Annotated in this window: 20 protein-coding genes and 7 tRNA genes; 11 read left to right on the forward strand and 16 right to left on the reverse strand. The window is 55.2% G+C overall.

Annotated features, from left to right (window positions below; genetic code table 11):
* Positions 1-402 (forward strand): hypothetical protein (locus tag LBR61_08645; GenBank protein ID MDR1732147.1); only part of this gene is annotated, 402 nt, incomplete at its 5' end.
* On the opposite strand, the gene LBR61_08650 is transcribed toward LBR61_08645, so the two are convergent.
* From LBR61_08650 to def, 16 genes are all read right to left on the reverse strand, one after another.
* Positions 399-1,610, reverse strand: coding sequence for a tyrosine-type recombinase/integrase (locus LBR61_08650; protein ID MDR1732148.1), 1,212 nt, complete (start codon positions 1,608-1,610; stop codon positions 399-401). The two genes, LBR61_08645 and LBR61_08650, sit on opposite strands and share 4 nt — an antisense overlap.
* 273 nt (positions 1,611-1,883) lie before the next feature.
* Positions 1,884-1,959 (reverse strand) — tRNA-Lys (locus LBR61_08655).
* A 29-nt stretch (positions 1,960-1,988) separates the two neighbouring features.
* Positions 1,989-2,065: transfer RNA gene (locus LBR61_08660), tRNA-Arg, on the reverse strand.
* A gap of 14 nt (positions 2,066-2,079) precedes the next feature.
* Positions 2,080-2,156 (reverse strand) — tRNA-His (locus LBR61_08665).
* 40 nt (positions 2,157-2,196) lie between these two features.
* Positions 2,197-2,273 (reverse strand) — tRNA-Arg (locus tag LBR61_08670).
* A 15-nt stretch (positions 2,274-2,288) separates the two neighbouring features.
* Positions 2,289-2,365, reverse strand: a tRNA-Gly gene (locus LBR61_08675).
* A 33-nt stretch (positions 2,366-2,398) separates the two neighbouring features.
* Positions 2,399-2,476, reverse strand: a tRNA-Pro gene (locus tag LBR61_08680).
* Positions 2,477-2,483: 7 nt separating this feature from the next.
* Positions 2,484-2,559 (reverse strand) — tRNA-Ala (locus LBR61_08685).
* 77 nt (positions 2,560-2,636) lie between these two features.
* Positions 2,637-3,200, reverse strand: coding sequence for an NUDIX hydrolase (locus LBR61_08690; protein ID MDR1732149.1), 564 nt, complete (start codon positions 3,198-3,200; stop codon positions 2,637-2,639).
* A 106-nt stretch (positions 3,201-3,306) separates the two neighbouring features.
* Positions 3,307-3,870 (reverse strand): 2-oxoacid:acceptor oxidoreductase family protein, encoded by a 564-nt coding sequence (locus LBR61_08695; protein MDR1732150.1) that lies wholly within the window; start codon positions 3,868-3,870, stop codon positions 3,307-3,309.
* 13 nt (positions 3,871-3,883) lie between these two features.
* A complete protein-coding gene (locus tag LBR61_08700) occupies positions 3,884-4,630 on the reverse strand; it encodes a 2-oxoglutarate oxidoreductase (GenBank protein ID MDR1732151.1) in 747 nt (248 codons plus the stop codon).
* A gap of 12 nt (positions 4,631-4,642) precedes the next feature.
* The gene (vorB, locus tag LBR61_08705) at positions 4,643-5,707 is read right to left on the reverse strand and encodes a 3-methyl-2-oxobutanoate dehydrogenase subunit VorB (protein ID MDR1732152.1); all 1,065 of its coding nucleotides are present in this window, start codon (positions 5,705-5,707) and stop codon (positions 4,643-4,645) included.
* 29 nt (positions 5,708-5,736) lie between these two features.
* The gene (locus tag LBR61_08710) at positions 5,737-5,952 is read right to left on the reverse strand and encodes a 4Fe-4S dicluster domain-containing protein (protein ID MDR1732153.1); all 216 of its coding nucleotides are present in this window, start codon (positions 5,950-5,952) and stop codon (positions 5,737-5,739) included.
* 63 nt (positions 5,953-6,015) lie between these two features.
* Entirely contained in the window at positions 6,016-6,753 is a 738-nt protein-coding gene (locus LBR61_08715) for a zeta toxin family protein (protein ID MDR1732154.1), read from the reverse strand.
* Entirely contained in the window at positions 6,753-7,682 is a 930-nt protein-coding gene (locus tag LBR61_08720; protein MDR1732155.1) for a methionyl-tRNA formyltransferase, read from the reverse strand. The genes LBR61_08715 and LBR61_08720 overlap by 1 nt, the downstream gene beginning before the upstream one ends.
* Positions 7,683-8,234 carry a peptide deformylase gene (gene def / locus LBR61_08725; protein ID MDR1732156.1) on the reverse strand — a complete coding sequence of 184 codons (552 nt, stop codon included), beginning with the start codon at positions 8,232-8,234 and terminating at the stop codon, positions 7,683-7,685. It lies immediately after the preceding gene.
* Positions 8,235-8,633: 399 nt separating this feature from the next.
* Here def and glmU point away from each other — a divergent pair, with 399 nt between their 5' ends.
* The 10 genes from glmU (at position 8,634) to LBR61_08775 (ending at position 17,857) form a co-directional block, all read left to right on the forward strand.
* On the forward strand, positions 8,634-10,055 hold the full coding sequence (glmU, locus tag LBR61_08730; GenBank protein ID MDR1732157.1) for a bifunctional UDP-N-acetylglucosamine diphosphorylase/glucosamine-1-phosphate N-acetyltransferase GlmU: 1,422 nt from the start codon (positions 8,634-8,636) through the stop codon (positions 10,053-10,055).
* Between the two features lie 5 nt (positions 10,056-10,060).
* Positions 10,061-11,029, forward strand: a complete 969-nt coding sequence (locus tag LBR61_08735) for a ribose-phosphate pyrophosphokinase (protein MDR1732158.1) — start codon at positions 10,061-10,063, stop codon at positions 11,027-11,029.
* 133 nt (positions 11,030-11,162) lie between these two features.
* Positions 11,163-11,819 (forward strand): 50S ribosomal protein L25, encoded by a 657-nt coding sequence (locus LBR61_08740; GenBank protein ID MDR1732159.1) that lies wholly within the window; start codon positions 11,163-11,165, stop codon positions 11,817-11,819.
* 62 nt (positions 11,820-11,881) lie between these two features.
* Positions 11,882-12,424, forward strand: a complete 543-nt coding sequence (pth, locus tag LBR61_08745; GenBank protein ID MDR1732160.1) for an aminoacyl-tRNA hydrolase — start codon at positions 11,882-11,884, stop codon at positions 12,422-12,424.
* Between the two features lie 83 nt (positions 12,425-12,507).
* The gene (locus LBR61_08750; protein MDR1732161.1) at positions 12,508-13,653 is read left to right on the forward strand and encodes a DUF3084 domain-containing protein; all 1,146 of its coding nucleotides are present in this window, start codon (positions 12,508-12,510) and stop codon (positions 13,651-13,653) included.
* Positions 13,654-13,673: 20 nt separating this feature from the next.
* Positions 13,674-13,898: an alcohol dehydrogenase gene (locus tag LBR61_08755; protein MDR1732162.1), complete on the forward strand. Its 225-nt coding sequence runs from the start codon at positions 13,674-13,676 to the stop codon at positions 13,896-13,898.
* On the forward strand, positions 13,895-14,401 hold the full coding sequence (rnhA, locus tag LBR61_08760) for a ribonuclease HI (protein ID MDR1732163.1): 507 nt from the start codon (positions 13,895-13,897) through the stop codon (positions 14,399-14,401). Before LBR61_08755 ends, rnhA begins: the two co-directional genes overlap by 4 nt.
* Before the next feature lie 209 nt (positions 14,402-14,610).
* Positions 14,611-15,765: an ABC transporter substrate-binding protein gene (locus LBR61_08765; GenBank protein MDR1732164.1), complete on the forward strand. Its 1,155-nt coding sequence runs from the start codon at positions 14,611-14,613 to the stop codon at positions 15,763-15,765.
* Between the two features lie 261 nt (positions 15,766-16,026).
* Positions 16,027-16,914 carry a branched-chain amino acid ABC transporter permease gene (locus LBR61_08770; protein MDR1732165.1) on the forward strand — a complete coding sequence of 296 codons (888 nt, stop codon included), beginning with the start codon at positions 16,027-16,029 and terminating at the stop codon, positions 16,912-16,914.
* 82 nt (positions 16,915-16,996) lie between these two features.
* A complete protein-coding gene (locus LBR61_08775) occupies positions 16,997-17,857 on the forward strand; it encodes a branched-chain amino acid ABC transporter permease (GenBank protein ID MDR1732166.1) in 861 nt (286 codons plus the stop codon).

Consider the following 17,857-nt stretch of genomic DNA (forward strand, 5'->3'; position numbering starts at 1 on the left):
AGACTTGGCAAGGACCCAACCTACGGGCCGGATTTCGTGAGGCCGCCTTATAAACTGTTTGGTTATTTGCCGGAAAAACTCGATATGAAAGAAGCCGCATTACGGTATATACAGGAAACAATCAGTAAAAAGCTGGCTGTTTTTCCGCTGCAGTTCGTTTTCAGGATGGATGACGACGGAAAGTTCCGAAAAATTATAGAACCGACCAGCCTGCTTTCCGCCATGTGGTATCAGTTTTACCTGGCATTGACCGGGGAAATCCGGTTGCGCCGCTGCTCTTTATGCGGGAGATGGGAGAACATGGAAGGACACAGAGACACCTGGAAGAAACACGCGAACTGCGCAAACTACGGCAGGGTGAAACGCGCGAGAGAGAAAAAGAAGAGAAATGAACAGAGCTAATCTTGCCTGGTCAGGTTGTCGAGCCAGTCCGACCACCATTGCATCATTTTTCTTCTTTCATCCAAGCGCTGAGCGCGGTTGTAAGCGGCTCGGACAGAGTTTCTTTCAGCATGGGCAAGCTGAAGTTCAATCAAGTCGCCATCCCAGAGTCCTGATTCGTTCAAGATTGTGCTGGCTGTCGTTCTAACTCCGTGTGCCGTCGATTCAACCTGTATAGCTTGCAGGGCTTTTCGGACCGCTTCTCCGCTCATAGGGCGATCTCCATGAAGAAGATTACGCGAATTGGGAAAAACAAAGCGCCCGTGCCCGGTTAAAGGACGCAACGACTGCAAAATTTCTATTGCCTGCTTTGAAAGTGGTACGATGTGCAGGCGGCCTTTCTTCATTTTTTCGGCAGGGGCTTCCCAGAGAGCTTTTTCAAAATCAATTTCTGACCATTCGACGGTTCTGATTTCGCCGGGGCGCATAAAAACGTGAAAGCTGAAAAGTACGGCCGCCTTTACGATTGCTGTGCAAGGGCATGTTTGAGAACTGATTTTCCTGAGCAAGTCGGCAATTTCCTCCGGTTTCGTCAGGGCTTTGTAATGTTTCTGAGTCTTTTTAGCCTTTAAAACATCCTTGAGAGCCCAGGCGACATCGCGCTCACACACACCAAGCACCACGCCAAAACGAAAAATCATACCGGCAACCTGACGGACTCTTCGCGCCGTTTCAAGATTGCCGTTTGCCTCAATTGCCCTGATTATGCCCAGCAGGTCTGGCTCTCTAATCTCTCCGATGGGTCGTTGCCCTAAAGGAGCGAGCAAGAACCTTTCCATACGGTAGAGTACCTTCGTGGCATGTCCTGGCGCCCAGCCATCGGCGTTTTGGGTGTACCAGTCACGGGCAATTTGTTCGAAGGTGGGAAGTTCCGCTGGCTTCGAGGGGTTCAATACTTCCTTCAAATTGCCCTGTTCTTGGGCTTTCAAAAGATTATCGCGCTCAACCCGCGCCTCTTTCAAAGAAACGCCAGTGGTCGGGTCACTGGAATATTGACCCAAGGATCGCTTGAGTACCCGTCCTCCCCCCTGGCTTCGAAAGCGCCAAAACTTTGAGCCGTTCGTCATGATCTCAAGGTACAGACAAGCGCCGTCCGAAAGTTCATAACGTTTTTCTCTCGGCTTCGCCGCGCGGATTTCCCGATCCGTCAGTTTATCTTTCACAGGCATAGCGCTTCCTCCTTCCAGTCCACATAAGTCCACAGAAATCCCAAAAAGCGAAACGTCATCACGACCACAAGGAATATGACATAAAAGCAGTATCTGCGCTATTTTCATGCAGAAGTCCACAGGATTTTCTCAGGTGGCTCTGTGGTCTTCTGTGTGGTCTTCCGTGCTTTCGATTTTAGCATATTCAGGTATATTCCAGTGGACGGAGAAATGACAAAACCCCGCCTGTGGGCGAGGTTTTTATATGAATTTGGACTTGCTTGTTTTTTTAATTGGTGGATTGTGAGGGACTCGAACCCACGACCCGCTGATTAAGAGTCAGCTGCTCTACCGACTGAGCTAACAATCCATTTTAAACGATGGCCTTTATTCGTAAATTGGCGCGCCCGGCAGGATTCGAACCCGCGGCCTACGGATCCGAAGTCCGTCGCTCTATCCAGCTGAGCTACGAGCGCGTAAGTGACTTACTTGGGGTGAGCGAGGGGACTTGAACCCCCAACCACTGGAACCACAATCCAGGACTCTAACCAATTGAGCTACGCTCACCGTCATTATTCATGTACTTTTGTACATGTTTTTAATTTTCTGGCGCGCCCGGCAGGATTCGAACCCGCGGCCTACGGCTTAGAAGGCCGTTGCTCTATCCAGCTGAGCTACGAGCGCGTATTTTCTCCACAATGGAGCGGGAAACGGGATTCGAACCCGCGACCTACGGCTTGGAAGGCCATCGCTCTAGCCAGCTGAGCTATTCCCGCAACTTACATTCTGCCTGCCCTGGAGCTTTTTTCTGGTCGGGGCGAAAGGATTTGAACCTTCGACCCCCTGCTCCCAAAGCAGGTGCGCTAACCAGACTGCGCTACGCCCCGAAGTATCTGGTGGAGCTGAGGAGATTCGAACTCCCGACCTCTTCCGTGCGAGGGAAGCGCGCTCCCAGCTGCGCTACAGCCCCTTCTTCCGAACAACAGAAGATATTTTATACGGGATACCCACCCTTGTCAATGACGAAAAAGCGACGAAAAAGCGGGCTTACAGGTCTAAAACAGGCTTCATGCCCCGCCATGCCATGAACCAGGTCAGAGCCGCGAAAGTTTTGGAATCGCGGAAAGCGCCCTTCGCCAACATCTCGGGGACATCTTCGCCGCGCAGCTCCAGAGTGGAAATATCTTCATCTTCGTCCTGGGGCAGACGGGCGGCGCGCAGGTCCGTCGCCAGAAAAAGGATCAGCAGTTCCGTACAAAAGCCCGGAGACGCGTAAAAACGTCCGATTTCGCGCAATTTCCCCGGCCGATACCCCAGTTCTTCCTGCATTTCGCGAACGGCGGCCTCTTCCGGAGCCTCTCCTTCCTCCACCAGCCCGGCGCATATTTCGAGGGTGCTTTCCTGCACCGCGTAACGAAACTGGCGGACCATCAGAAGCCTGTCCTCCGGCGTAAGGGCCAGGACGGCCACGGCCGCTTTGTGTTCCACCACCTCGCGGGTCGCCCGGAACTCTCCTTTCATTTTTACCTCGTCAACCCGTAAATTCAGGATACGACCTTCATATATTCTGCGGCTTGACAGCGTACTCTCTTCCTGCGCCTGAGTTTTCATCGTTTTCATCCTTCCGTCCCGTGCCAGATGCAAAAAAGGGGGGTGGAATACCCACCCTCCTTCGATTGTAACATTGTTGCGTTACGCTTTTTACTTCAAACTGAAATTACGCGACCAGCGCCTTGCCTTTTTCGTAGGTCGAAAGGTTCATGGGCAGGAATTCGGGCTTTTTCTTTCCCAGTTTTTCCTTCAGGGTTTCGACGCAGGAGTTGTCGCCCACGATCTTCGAGGCGGCGACAACCGCTCCCAGCATGGCGATGTTGGCGACTTTCTCGCTTCCCTCCGCCAGAGCGATGGTGTTGGCGGGGACGGGAATGAGCCGAATGTCGGAGCGCGTGCCCTCCGCTTTGACGAGGTCGCTGTTATAGAGCAGAATCCCGTTTTTCTTCACGTCGTCCTTGAACTTGTCGAAGGACGGCTGATTCATCACCACGATGATGTCCGCTTCCGAAACGACCGGCGCGCCGATCTCCTCGCTGGAGACGATGACGCAGCAGTTGGCGGTTCCGCCCCGCATTTCCGGCCCGTAGGAGGGAATCCATGAAACGTAGCGTCCCTCTTCGATGCCCGTGTACGCGATAAGCTGTCCCAGGACCATCAGGCCCTGACCGCCGAACCCCGCGGCGATCAGCGACATTTCAAATTTATTTTTCTTCGTGTTGTCAGTCATCAGTTCCGCCTCCTCACTGGAAATCCTTCAGGACCCCGAGAGGGTAGTAGGGAATCATGTGTTCTTCGAGCCATTTGCAGGCGTCGGTGGGACGCATGCCCCAGTTGGTGGGGCAGGTCGAAAGCAGCTCGACGAAGGACACTCCCCGGCCTTCCGCCTGATTTTTAAACGCCTTGAGAACGGCCTGTTTGGCCTTGATGATGTATTTGGGCTGTGTCAGCGCCACTCGCTCAATGTAGGCGGGGCCCGCCAGAGTGGCCAGCATTTCGCTCACGCGAATGGGATAACCGTTCATCTTCGCGTCACGGCCGGAGGGGCTTGTGGTGGACTTCTGTCCCAGCAGGGTCGTCGGGGCCATCTGTCCGCCGGTCATGCCGTAAATGGCGTTGTTGACGAAGATGATGGTCAAAGGAAGGCTGCGGTTCATCGCGTGGACAATTTCGCCCATTCCGATGGAGGCCAGATCTCCGTCTCCCTGATAGGTAAAAACGATTTTATCCGGACGAACGGCCTTGATCCCGCTGGCCACGGCCGGAGCGCGCCCGTGGGCGGCCTCGATAAAGTCGAGATCGAGATACTGGTGCATCAAAACCGCGCAGCCGACGGGAGCGATCCCTATCGTTTTATTCTGTATTCCCAGCTCGTCAATGGCCTCGGAAACCAGACGATGCGCCACGCCATGCGTACAGCCTGGACAGTAGTGGGTGTGTACGTCCGCGTTCCAGACTTTTGGCATACTGAAAACCTGAGTTTCACTCATTGCAGCCGCCTCCTATCCGTTAAGCAATTCTTTGCATTTTTCTTCGATCTGGCGCACGGAGGGCGAATATCCTCCCCAGCGTCCCGCCGTCATCAGCGGAATTTCGCACTGAGTCGCCAGCCGCACATCGTCGGCCATCTGAAAGGCCGCGCTCATTTCCACGTCGAGAATGACCTTCACGCTCTTCGGCAGACTGGAATATCCCGCCGACGGGAAGGGCCAGAGGGTTATCGGGCGCACCATCCCCACTTTGAACCCCTCTTCGCGAAGGTTGATGATGGCGGAGCGGCACACGCGGCTCGTGGTTCCGTAAGAGGTGACGATCAGTTCCGCGTCGTCCGTCATGAAATGTTCGAAGCGGGCTTCATTGGTCCGGATGCGCGCGTATTTTTCCTGCAGGTGAGTGTCGTGGGCCTCCAGCTCGTCGGGAGAAAGATGCATACTGTAAACGATTCGCCTCTGTCCGCCCCTCTCGTCTCTCCAGCCCAGGGCCCAGTCCGCGTTGGAGACCGGATCTTCCGTTTTACGCGGCTTGATCTCCACGGCTTCCATCATCTGGCCCATAAACCCGTCCGCCAGAACCATGACGGGAGTCCGGTATTTCTGGGAAAGATCGAAGGCGTCCTGGGTGAAATCCACGGCCTCCTGAAGGTTGCCGGGGGCCAGTACGGGGACGCTGTAGTCGCCGTGTCCGCCGCCTCGGGTGGCCTGCGTGTAGTCGCCCTGAGCGGGGAGGATGTTGCCCAGTCCGGGGCCGCCCCGGGTGATGTTCACAATGACGCAGGGCAGCTCCGCCATGGCCACGTAGGAGATTCCCTCGGACATGAGAGAGATGCCGGGGCTGGAAGAAGTGGTCATAACCCTGTAACCCGTGGAAGCTCCGCCCATCACGAGATTGATGGATGCGATTTCGCTTTCCGCCTGCAGATACATTCCGCCCACCTTTGGAAGGTGCGCCGACATATACTCCGGAATTTCATTCTGGGGGGTAATCGGATATCCGAAAAAATACTTACATCCGGCCTGGATCGCCGCTTCCGCGATCGCTTCCGTTCCTTTCATTAATGTTCTTGCCATAGTACCACCTCCTGAAAATAAGCGACGCGCTAACCGTCAATGCGATATACGGACAGAACCACGTCCGGACAGGTGCGGGCACACAGAGCGCACCCTGTACATCCATCGCCAACCTGCTCAACCGGACGATGCCCTTTGGGATTGAGGTGACTGGAGATCCTCAGGGTTTTCGTCGGGCACGCCGCGACGCAGAGACCGCAACTCTTGCAAAATTCTTCCCTGATCGCTACACGTCCTTTCGGCATTTCAAAAGACCCCTTTCCTGCTGCATTTTAAATTTCCCTTCAGCCGTTTAACCGGGCGCCAATCTATGACCACATTTCGGACCCTTCCCATGGGCGTTTCATAAAACGCGTCATCGGCCACAGGGGAATCTCGTATTTTCTTTCCTTCATTAAAAGATCCGTTTCTCTGTACAGCTCAGGCAGCACCGTGGCGTACAGCACCGGCAGATTCAGGCCGCGTCCGGCCTCCAAAACCACATCCAGCCCGTCGGCGACGTCGATCGGAAGGGTTTTGTCCATAAGGTGAGAGTTGCTGATCAGGGCGCCCACCGAAAGGCCGCCCAGCGCCTCCATCCGCATCACCATATCCGCGATCCCCTCGGGAGTCGAGGTTTTGGGGCGGTAGGCGTTGACTATCAGAAGAAGTTTGTACCCCGCGGCGCGAATATCCGGCTCGAACTGCTTCAGGGCCATGACGCCGCCCGCATCGCCTCCAACGTCGATGATCAGGTGATGAGCCGAATCGATAAGTGCAGCTCCAATATGGGAATTGATTACGGACATGTCGGACCATTTTGCGGAGTCCGGAGGATTGATGATCGAAAAACCTTCCTGTTCGAGAAATTCAGTGATCTGGCGGATACAAAAGTAAGGATTGATTATATCGGCATCGGCGATAGTGACGGTATTTCCGGTCTTTTTGAGTCCTCTGGCCAGGTTGAGTACGAATTCTGTTTTTCCCGATCCCAGGGCTCCTGTAACAGCGATCGCTTTAGGCCATTTATAACGACATGCGAGATCCGCCAAAATATCATCTTCCATCAGGACAACACCTCCCCTGTTTTCAGTCTGACGCCACAGGCCCATTCCGCACCCGTCACTCGGCGTTTCCCCTCGCACTGAACTTCCTGAAGGCGCAACGCGCCCTTCCCGCACAAAACGACAGGATCGCCCTCCATAAACGAAACGACCTGCCCGGGAGTCCCCTCGGACGGCGGTTCGACAGGTAAAGTACGCCAGACTTTCAATCTCATGTTGTTGACCACCACAAACGCTCCCCTGGAAGAAACGAGAGCACGAACCGTGTTGTGAATATCAAGACTGTTTTGTTGCCAGGATATCTGAAATTCCGTTTTACTAATTTTCGTTGCCTGAGTGGCGAATTCAGAATTCTGCGCTGAAATCTGACAACTCCCCTCAATTAGACATTGTACACCATCGTAGGCTGTTTGGCTACCCTCTCGGGCAAGAATTTCATATAAATCCGCAGAAGTCGCTTCGAGACCGATGGGGATCTCGATTTGTCGTATGACCGGACCGGCGTCCATGGCTTCGGTGAGGCGAAAGAGAGTCACGCCCGTGGTGGAGTCTCCGTTCATCAGGGCCCTGGGCACGGGAGCGGCGCCCCGCCAGCGCGGAAGAAGCGAGGGATGGATGTTGAGGCAGCCGTAACGGGGGGCGCTCAGCAGAGGTTCCCGTATGAGCTGTCCGAAGTCGATGACAAAAAGCACGTCCGGGGGATTCGTGGTTATGGCCGTTATCAGGTTCTCGTTTTGTGAAAGAGGCCCCGTTCGCTCGCTGATGAGTCCAAGACGAGCGGCTGTTTCCTCCACGCAGGAGGGAGTTTCTTTCAGCCCTCTGCCCGCCAGTGTCGGTTTTCCAGTGATAATCCTCTCGAAAAAGAATTTTCGGACCATGGAGGCCAGACACAGCGCGGCAAAAGACCCGCTTCCGAGAAACCAGAACCTCATTCACTCATCCTCTCCCACAGCGCGTTTGTACATTTTCTTCCGGATCATGCCGCGTTTCAGGTTCGAGAGATATTCTATAAACAGCCTGCCGTCCAGGTGGTCCATTTCGTGCAGAAAGGCCCTCGCAAGGAATCCCTCGGGCTCGTACAGCCGTTCCTCTCCCGTCAGGTCCCGGGCGGTCACCCGAATGGAGGCGGGGCGCTTCACGGCGGCGTATATCCCGGGAAAGCTGAGACAGCCCTCTTCTCCCTCCTGTTCGCCCTCCTGCCCCAGCAGAACGGGGTTGATCAAAACATAAAGAACCCCCTCGAAGGAAACCAGGGCTATTCTTTTCGAAACTCCCACCTGCGGCGCCGCCAGTCCTACGCCGTCATGCAGTTCCATCGCCAGCCTCATCCGATCCACAAAGGAAGCGAGGCGATCGTCGAAGCGCTCCACCGGTGTTGCCGGAATTTTTAGAATGGGATCGGGGAAAACCCTTATCGTCAGGCTTTCTTCTTTCAGTGCCGCGGGCAGTTCCCCGGGGAATTCCCTCCCATGAATTTCTTTCATCTTTTATCCGTCCTCGTAAAAATTGCAGGTTTTCCCTGCCGGATATTTTACATATGTGCTTTGTATATGTTCCTTATATATTTTCTATGTATACACTCTTTCTCAGTTTTAAATTTATTATAACTCCGTCGCACAATCTAAACAGGGGTACTGTTACGCATTTATACTGAAAATATTCTGCGGAATAATCCCATGTACTCCCGATTTTGGATATGAAATCGCGCATTATGAGCGAGAAAAATATGAGTTATGCAAAAATGAATATAATAATATCTAAACAGAATAAACGAGCTGCGGACGCGAATGTGAACAAACGAATCATCTCCGCAGTTGTCCTCAGGATTTTATGTTATCATCCAGATATAATTTAAAAAGCATGTTACAGGGAAGTGTACAACTTTGGAAAAAGGAACTTTGGGGATTCTGATTTTGGGTGCGGGAAAAGGACAGCGCATGAAGAACGAGCTTCCAAAGGTTCTGCAGCCCATTCTCGACAGACCGATGCTGGGGTATCTGCTGGAGACGGTTCTGAAGTACGCTTCCCGGGAGGACGGGGAACGTCCTGGCGTGGAGGTGGCGGTTCTCGTGGGTTACGGAGGGGACCGCGTGCGGGAATACCTGAAATCCTTTCCCTCCGTCGAGTTTATCTGGCAGGCCGAACAGCTGGGGACGGGGCACGCCGTCCGCATAGCCCGCTCCTGGTGGGAACGGTTCGAGAGGGTTCTCGTTCTCAACGGAGATCTGCCGCTTCTTTCTCTCAAAACTCTGGATACTTTTGTTCGGGAACACGCGGAAGCCGGAGCGGCCTGCTCCCTGCTCACCTTTGAAACAAAGGCTCCCGACGGTTACGGGCGCATTCTGAGGGCCGCCTACGACAAAAAAGTGTTCATCGTGGAGCATCGGGACGCCACGCCCGAACAGCGCCGCGTCCGCGAGGTCAACGGCGGATGTTATCTTTTTGATACGAAGGCCCTCGTTCAGGTCATCGATAAACTCAAAAACGACAACGCTCAGGGGGAATATTATCTTACCGACGTGGTGTCGCTGATGAACGACGCGGGCCTGCCGGTGAGGGCCACAGCCGTGGACGAGAGGGAGATGCTGGGGGTCAACACTCAGGAGGAACTCGCCGCGACCACGGTGCGGGTGCGGGACAGTCTGATTCGGGAATGGATGACGAAGGGCGTGCGCGTCGTCGACCCCTCCGCGGTGTGGATTGGCCCCGACGCGACTCTGGAGGCGGAGGTGGTCCTCATGCCGGGGGTTCAGATCTGGGGAAAATCCAGCGTGGGAGCGGGCAGCGTCATCGGTCCCTGGTGCGTTCTGAAAAACGCCCGGCTGGGCCGGAGGGTGGAACTGGTGGCCAGTGTCATCGTGGAGAACAGCCAGTTGGCCGACGACTCGAAAGCCGGCCCCTTCGCTTATATCCGGGAGGGCTCGGAGCTGAGGGAACACGCCTTCGCGGGCAAGTTCGTGGAGCTGAAAAAGACGACCCTGGGACGTCGCAGCAAGGTGCCTCACCTGTCCTATATGGGGGACGCCGAGCTGGGGGAGGACGTCAACATCGGAGCAGGCAGTATTACCTGCAATTACGACGGAAAAAATAAATTCTCCACAAAAATCGGGAACCGCGTTTTTGTTGGCAGCGATACCATGATGGTAGCGCCCGTGACCCTTGGCGACGATTCCGCTACCGGCGCGGGATCGACGATAACCGAGGACGTTCCGGAAGGCGCGTTGGGTATGGGAAGAGCGCCGCAGAAAAACATTGAGGGATGGACGTCCCGGAGAATGCAGCGGAAAAAAGAAAGTGGGGATTGAGCAGCGTGGCTGGTGTAAAGGATCTCAAGATTTTCTCGGGTACTGCATATCCGGATTTTGCAAAACGTATTTGCAGCGAACTGGGAGTTCGGCTTTCGGCGGCCCGGCATTATCGCTTTTCCGACGGCGAGATTGGACTCTCCATTGACGAAAGCGTCAGGGGTTCCGATGTTTACGTTATTCAGCCCACGTCTTTTCCCACTAACGACAACCTGATCGAGCTGCTCATCATGATCGACGCTTTCAAGCGCGCCTCAGTCAGCCGTGTCAACGCCGTCATTCCCTACTTTGGATACGCCCGGCAGGACCGCAAGTCCAAGCCGCGGGAGCCCATCACGGCGAAACTGGTGGCAAACCTGATCACCACCAGCGGGGCGGACCGGGTCATCACCGCGGACCTGCACGCCGGCCAGCTGCAGGGTTTTTTCGATATTCCGGTGGACCACCTGACGGGAATGCCCCTCCTGGCTTCCTATTTCAAGGAAATCCTTGAAGCGGAGCTGAAAAGAGGAGAGGTGATCGTCGTTTCCCCCGACGTGGGAGGAGTTGTGCGGGCCCGGCTTTTCGCGGTGATGCTGAAAACGGACCTGGCCATCGTGGACAAACGCCGCTCTTACGAGGTGGCGAACTTCTGCGAGGTCATGGACATCATCGGCGAGGTTCGCGGCAAGATCGCCATTCTGGTGGACGACATCATCGACACGGCGGGCACGATTTGCAACGCCGCGGCGGGACTGAAGGAAAGAGGCTGCACGGCGGTCTACGCCTGCGCCACCCACGCCGTCCTTTCCGGACCGGCCCTGAAGCGCGTCAACAGCTCCGCCATCGACAAACTGGTCTTCTCGGACACCATTCCGCTGCCGGAGAACAAGCACTCCGATCATCTCGTCCAGCTCTCGATAGCGCCCCTTTTCGCGGAGGCGATTCTCAGAGTCCACAGCGACCGGTCGGTCAGCAGCCTGTTCGACAAATAGTCCGTTATGTAATATCATTGCCCGGTGCAGTCTCGGGGGTGAGATTTTTCACCCCGTATTTTTGTGTCTCGCTGCCCTGCGGGGCGAAAGCCCGTAAAGGCAGAAAATCTATATAATCAGGGAGTTGTGGAATATGTCTGAGCTAGTAACGGTAGTGATGGAGCCCAGAACCAGAGGTGGAAAGGGCGTCACCGGCAGGCTGCGAAAATCGGGATTCACGCCCTGCGTGTTTTATGGACCTGAAATGAAGGAAGCCGTTTTGGGGAGCGTCAACACGACGCAGATCAACCGCGTTTTGAGCGGCGGGCACTGGGAAACCATGAGAATCACCCTGAAACTTCCCTCCGGAAGCGACGAGATGTGCATCATTCGCGAGGTGCAGCGTCATCCTCTTACGGGGAGACTGGTGCATATCGACTTCATGCGTCTCCTGAAGGACCGCAAGGTGACGGTAAACGTCCCCGTCAGAATCCTGGGCAGGGAGACCTCTCCGGGGATCAAAGACGGCGGCGTGCTGGAAAATCTGCACGAAATCGAAGTGGAAACCCTGCCCATGAACATTCCGGAGTACATCGACATCGACGTTTCCGGCATGGCGCTGGGAAGCATGATCCACGTCAAAGACCTCGTTTTGAGCGGAGACCTGACGATCCTGGCCGACCCGGAGGAGGTCGCGGCCATCGTCGCGATTCCCAGAAGCGTGGAGGAGACGGCTCCGGAGACCGAACCCCAGGAAGTGGAAGTCATGGCCAAGGGCAAGGCGGCCAAAGGCGAGGAAGAGGCCGACTGAGGGATTTGGATTATACGGGGAAAAGATTCGTTTTGGGCCGGAGGACTTGAAAACTGAAACTTGTGGCAGGTTTGGGCAACCCGGGTCAGGAATACGTCTACACGCGGCATAACATGGGTTGGGCGGCCATAGACCGTCTGGTCCAGGAGCGAGGCCTTGGGAATCCCGTTTCGAAATTCAGAAGCGAGTTTTGGCGGGATCGGGATTTCATTCTGATGAAACCGCTGACCTGGATGAACCTGAGCGGCCTTGCCATCCAGGAGGCTTTCAATTTTTATAAAATGGAACTTTCCCAGGTGCTGGTTATTTGCGACGAAATGGCGCTGCCCTATGGACAGCTGAGGCTTCGCGCCCGTGGCAGCGCGGGGGGGCACAACGGACTGGCCTCCGTCATCGCCTCTCTGGGGAGCCTGGAGGTTCCGAGGCTGCGGATCGGCATCGGAGAGTCGAAGGGCAGCAAAACCGGGTGGGTTCTGGGACGTCTTTCGATGGACGAGCTGGAAAAATTGCCCGATATTCTGGAAAATACCCTTCGCGCCGTGGAGGCCTGGTCGACGCTGGACATTGAGCGCGCCATGAGCCGCATAAACGTCAGGGTGGCATAACAGCGACGGGAGAGGGGGTTTATTTACCTCTTCCGTCCATCTTGTCGAAAAACGAGGAAGGAGCCTGAGGGAGGAGAGCTTTTTTGCAGTTACAGCTTTGGACCGATATCAATTGGACTCTTATCGTGGGGATCATTGCAGGCAGCGCGTTTCTTGCCTTCCTGGGAGATATGCTCGGTTCAAAATACGGCAAACAGCGAATATCCATTCTGGGGCTGCGGCCTAAATACACAAGCCGTTTGATTACGGCCTTCACCGGTATTTTTATTTCCGTTGTGGTTCTGACGGTCGTGGCTTTTTTCTCTCAAAACGTTCGCGCCCTCATTTTCAGCATAAAATTCCTGCAGCGGCAGTCCTCCCAGCTTCGGACGGAACTGCAGGCCACCCGGGAGGAACTGAGTAAAAATCAGGACGAACTGCTCTCCAGCCGCGTCCTTCTGGACACTCAGACCGTTCTTTTGGATACCACCAGCATCAGCCTGGACATTGCCCGTCTGGAACTGGAGCGTTCCCGCAACGACCGGGATCTGCTTCTGGACGAAAAAGAGCATCTTGAGGCGGCGGTGGAGACCCTGCGGAGCGAATCAGAGGAGCTGAAGCGGGAGCTGGAGGCCGTGCGCCTGGAGGCCATCGCCGTTCAGGCCAACGCCCTTCTGGCCCAGACGGCTGTTCCTCCGGGGACGCCTGAGGAGGAGGTCGTAAAAATACTCGATTCTCTCAAAGAGCGGGTGCACCTCGAAATTTTTCAGAAACTTTCCGAACGCTGGGGACCCATGACGGACAACGTAAAAGTGAAGTTCGACGCAAAGGAGGAGTCCGACTTCATCGCCCGGGTGTCGAACGCGGGGAGGCGATTTTATCTCAGAGCCCTGGCGGCTGAGAACATCACCATGGGAGAGGCCGTGGGGGTGCGCCTGGAGTATGGGCGCAGCAATTTGCTCTACGACAGGGAAGAAAGAATTTACCGCAAACTCGTGGACCCCGAAGAGCCGGGGTTCAACGCGGAAGAAACGCTGCACGTCTTTCTGAGGGAGCTTCGTTACCGCGCGGTGAGGGCCGGCGTTCTCATCGATCCCGCCACAAACAGCGTTGGCGCTCTTGAGGGGGAGGACTTCTTCGATGTGGTGGAAAAAATGAAGCTCAGAAAAACGCCCACGATTATCAACGCCATAGCGCTGGAAGACATCTATACGGAGGGTCCCGTAAGGATTAAAATAGAACTGGAATAATTTGGGTGGAGGTGCTTTTGATGCTCATCGTGGCGTGTCAGGTGTGCGGCGATTCCAAGGTATTGGCCGGAGCTCCGGATGAGGACGGTCTGGCGCGGACCTGTTGGATTTGTCCCTGCTGCGGGTCGGGGCAGGTGGTTCAGCTTGAGGTTCCCACAGACGGCCGCAGCGACCTGCGGAACATTGTTTTGGGCATGAAGATGGAAATTCGCGCGGAACGCGTGACCCTCTGCGAGAAGGAATGAATATAAGCAGGAATATAAGCAAAAAAACGAAAGTGACAATCTATACAGACGGCGGCTGTACACCCAATCCGGGGCTGGGAGGATGGGCGGCCGTTTTGATTTCTCCGGCTCACGGCAACTTCGAGAAGGAGATTTATGGTTCGGAGAGCGACACCACCAACAACCGTATGGAGCTGACGGCGGCGATCAGCGCGCTGCGCGCCCTGAAATATCCCTGTGCCGTGGAGCTTCATACCGATTCCATGTATATGAGAAACGCCTTTGACAGGGGCTGGCTGACAAAATGGCAGCGGAACGGATGGAAAACGTCGAACAAACAGCCCGTCCTGAACCAGGACCTGTGGGAGGAGCTGCTGAGACTGTCCCGGATCCACGACGTTCAGTGGCACTGGACCCGAGGCCACGGCGACGACGCCCTCAATAACCGCTGCGATGCCCTGGTGCAGAAAGCAAAGGAGGCTCATGAGACAAGCAAAGATAACAAAGATAGCAAGGTAAAATAACTTAATTCAAGATAATAAGATTTACGTATTTACATCAATTAAGACATGGCCTTATATCCCTTCTATTATAAAATAATTTATCACTGTGACTCATTAAACCGTATATATTTACGAATCAATGATGATGTAATAAAATCAAAGCAGCCTGTTCAGACGAATAATCATCGAGGCGAAAGATTTATAATTCATCTGGATTTGGGGGAATTTGAATGAAGAAGTGTCTGTCGTTTTTATCGGTGTTCGTGGTGTTTTCAATGTTTGCGGCGCTGCCCGCTCTGGGAGCCGACACGATCCGCTTCGGTGAGATTGCGACGGTGACGGGGGACTTTGCCGCTTATGGAACGGCGGAGGTGGAGTCGGTCAAGATCGCGGTGGAGGAGATCAACGCCGCGGGAGGCGTTCTGGGGAAACATCTTGAGGTCATTATGTACGACTGCCGGACCCGTCAGGAGGACATGGTCAACGCGGCGCGCCGCCTTGTGGAACAGGACAAAGTCGCCGCCGTCATCGGCCCCAGCGGAAGCGGGCTCTGCATCGCGGCCACGCCCATCTTCGCCAGGGGCAAAGTTCCCCACATCGGAACCCTTCCCACGAATCCTCTGGTTACGGTAGACGAGCAGGGGAAGGTCCGGCCCTACAATTTCCGCATTTGTTTCCTTGATCCCTATCAGGGCCGCATGATGGCTTATTTTGCCGTAAAGGATCTTGGGCTCAAAAAAGCGGCGATTCTCTACGATGTGTCCAGCGATTACTCCCAGGGACAGCGCGAATTTTTCATCGACGGGTTTAAGGAATACGGCGGGGCGATCGTCGCCGACGAGGGATTCCGCGGAGACGACGTGGATTTCCGATCTCAGCTCACCAACATCAAGGACAGCGGCGCGGACGTCCTGATCTACCCCTTCATGGGCAAGTCGCTTCCTCTGGCCGTCAAACAGGCCCGTGAACTGGGCATCAAAACGGTCATTCTGGGAGGAGACGGTTACGGCGATTTCATGTGGGAAGTGGCGGGGGACACCCTTGCGGATACTTACTGGGTCAGTCACGTGGACCGTTACGACCCCGTCCTGAAGAACTTTTTCGACAAATATCAGCAGAAAACCGGAACGGAATGTCAGGAATTTATGAACGCCGTCATGGCCTACGACTGTGTCTACTGGCTGAAGGACGCCATTGAGCGGGCGGGCTCGGACGATCCGCAGAAGATTCGTGATGCCCTTGAATCCACAAAAGGGCTGAAACTGCTGCACGCCGTTCTGACGATGGACGAATTTCACAATCCCAAAGACAAGGATGGCGTCATGCTGCGCTGCGATGCCGTTCAGAAAAAAGCGCTTTTCTTTAAAAAAGTCCGACCGGAATAGCCGCTTATTTGGATCTTAATTTCTGCAAAATCTCACTTGTGGAACTTTTTTGTGGAAAAGTTTAAATATTTAAACAGACTTTTTGTAAAAATCAACTCACGGCGGACTCAGGTCCGCCGTCTTTTTTGAGTTTTTTTGTATATAATATCGACTATTACCGTAAATCAATCGGAAGAGTGTGCTGAGGCAAAAGCGCTGGCTCGTGTCCTGGCGGGACAGCAGCAGATTGAGGGGGGATGTTTTTTGGATATCGGTATTCAGTTGACGACCCTGAGTCAGCAGATCATCAACGGACTGTCGCTGGGTTCGGTTTACGCGCTGATCGCGGTCGGTTATTCACTGGTTTATTCCATACTGCTGTTCTCGAACTTTGCGCACGGCGGCTTTCTGGTGGTGGGAGGGTACGCCTGTTATTTTTTGCTGACGCAATATGGCTTCGGCATCTGGATCTCCATTACCGGGGCGCTGGTGGCCTCGGGGGTCGTCGCCATCATAACGGAACGAATGGCCTACAAACCCATCCGGGACCGCACCTCCATGACCCTCTACCTCATGATCGCATCCATGGGAGTGAGCATCGTCATCGAAAATATCTTTGTCATCGTGGTGGGAGGCCGTTTCCGCGCCCTGCCTCAGGATACTTTTCCTCACGATCTGTTCAATCTGGGAGGTAACGTCACGGTCAACAGCTTCGACATCCTTTCTCTGATCGTGGCCGTGATCTTTCTGGGAGGGCTCCAGCTTTTTCTGAACAGGACGCGGTGGGGGCTGGCGATTCGCGCGGCGGCCTGCAACCTGAACACCGCCGGTCTGATGGGGGTCAATGTGCCGCTTCTGATCAGCATCGTCTTTTTTGTGGCGGGGCTGCTGGCCGCGGTGGGAGGGATCTTCCTCTCCGTGCGCTATACGCTTTACCCGCAGCTTGGGGGAACCATCACCACCAAGGCCTTTGTGGCGGCGGTTATCGGAGGCCTGGGCTCCCTGCCCGGGGCTGTGGTGGGCAGTCTGCTCCTCGGACTGGCCGAAATGCTGACCGCCGGGTTCATCAGCAGCCAGATGCGCGATCTCGTGGTGTTTTCCATGCTGGTGATCATGTTGCTTGTGAAGCCCGCCGGCTTCTTTGGCAAACAGGTCAGCGACAAAATATGAGGAGGTCCTGACCATGATGAAAAAAAGTCTTTTGGGAAACGCCGCCTTTGTGGCGCTGGGTCTGGTCCTCGCTTTTATGCCTCTGGCGGGGTACGCGGAGGGGATTATCGTCCTGCTGAGCATCAACTGTATCGCCGCGATGGGAGTTTCCCTGCTGACGGGGTTCACGGGTATTTTCACGCTGGGCCACGCGGCCTATATGGCGCTGGGGGCCTACACCGCGGCGATCATGACCGTGCGGTACGGCGTTCACTGGCTTCCCGCCATCGTCGCCGGAGGAATCATCGCCGTGCTGGTCGCCTGGCTGATCGGTATTCCGACGCTGCGCCTCACGGGGGACTATTACGCCATCGCCTCCATCGGGCTGGGGGAGGCCATCCGTCTCATTCTCGAAAACTGGCAGTCCTTCACCCGCGGCGCCAGGGGTTTTCCGGGCATCTCGTCCTACACGGGGCGCGGCGTGGCGGTGGTGTTTTTCACCATCCTGGGCATAGGGATGTTCAACCTGATCGAAAGCCGCCTGGGGCGGGAACTCAAGGCCTCCAGAGACGACAAGGTGGCGGCGTCCCTCATGGGGTTCAACATTCCCGCCTCCCGTATGAAGGCCCTCCTGATCTCCGCGTTCTACTGCGGCATATCCGGGGCGCTTCTGGGCGGTTACATGAATTTCATCCAGCCCTCCATGTTCGACATGATGAAGTCCACGGAGCTGACGGCCGTGGTCGTGTTCGGCGGACTGGGATCCATGAGCGGGACTTTGCTGAGCTCCGCCCTCATTACCTGGCTGATGGAGTACTTCCGCGACATTTCCCAGTACAGAATGCTGATTTACGGCGCTCTGCTCGTCATGATCATGGTGCTGCGGCCGGAAGGGCTTTTGGGCAACCGCGAAATCTGGTCCTTCATACCCGGTTTCCGGTCCAATACGAAGAGGAGGGGATGA

This window comes from Synergistaceae bacterium (assembly GCA_031272035.1).
Lineage (GTDB): Bacteria > Synergistota > Synergistia > Synergistales > Aminobacteriaceae > JAISSA01.

Excerpts from the sequence above, each read along its gene's own strand:
- LBR61_08740 (MDR1732159.1), top strand. The coding sequence starts at position 11,163 with ATGTCTGAGCTAGTAACGGTAGTGATGGAGCCCAGAACCAGAGGTGGA.
- LBR61_08720 (MDR1732155.1), bottom strand. The coding sequence starts at position 7,682 with ATGAGGTTCTGGTTTCTCGGAAGCGGGTCTTTTGCCGCGCTGTGTCTG.
- LBR61_08710 (MDR1732153.1), bottom strand. The coding sequence starts at position 5,952 with ATGCCGAAAGGACGTGTAGCGATCAGGGAAGAATTTTGCAAGAGTTGC.
- LBR61_08715 (MDR1732154.1), bottom strand. The coding sequence starts at position 6,753 with ATGGAAGATGATATTTTGGCGGATCTCGCATGTCGTTATAAATGGCCT.
- LBR61_08695 (MDR1732150.1), bottom strand. The coding sequence starts at position 3,870 with ATGACTGACAACACGAAGAAAAATAAATTTGAAATGTCGCTGATCGCC.
- LBR61_08765 (MDR1732164.1), top strand. The coding sequence starts at position 14,611 with ATGAAGAAGTGTCTGTCGTTTTTATCGGTGTTCGTGGTGTTTTCAATG.
- LBR61_08650 (MDR1732148.1), bottom strand. The coding sequence starts at position 1,610 with ATGCCTGTGAAAGATAAACTGACGGATCGGGAAATCCGCGCGGCGAAG.
- rnhA (MDR1732163.1), top strand. The coding sequence starts at position 13,895 with ATGAATATAAGCAGGAATATAAGCAAAAAAACGAAAGTGACAATCTAT.
- def (MDR1732156.1), bottom strand. The coding sequence starts at position 8,234 with ATGAAAGAAATTCATGGGAGGGAATTCCCCGGGGAACTGCCCGCGGCA.
- LBR61_08755 (MDR1732162.1), top strand. The coding sequence starts at position 13,674 with ATGCTCATCGTGGCGTGTCAGGTGTGCGGCGATTCCAAGGTATTGGCC.
- vorB (MDR1732152.1), bottom strand. The coding sequence starts at position 5,707 with ATGGCAAGAACATTAATGAAAGGAACGGAAGCGATCGCGGAAGCGGCG.
- LBR61_08690 (MDR1732149.1), bottom strand. The coding sequence starts at position 3,200 with ATGAAAACTCAGGCGCAGGAAGAGAGTACGCTGTCAAGCCGCAGAATA.
- LBR61_08700 (MDR1732151.1), bottom strand. The coding sequence starts at position 4,630 with ATGAGTGAAACTCAGGTTTTCAGTATGCCAAAAGTCTGGAACGCGGAC.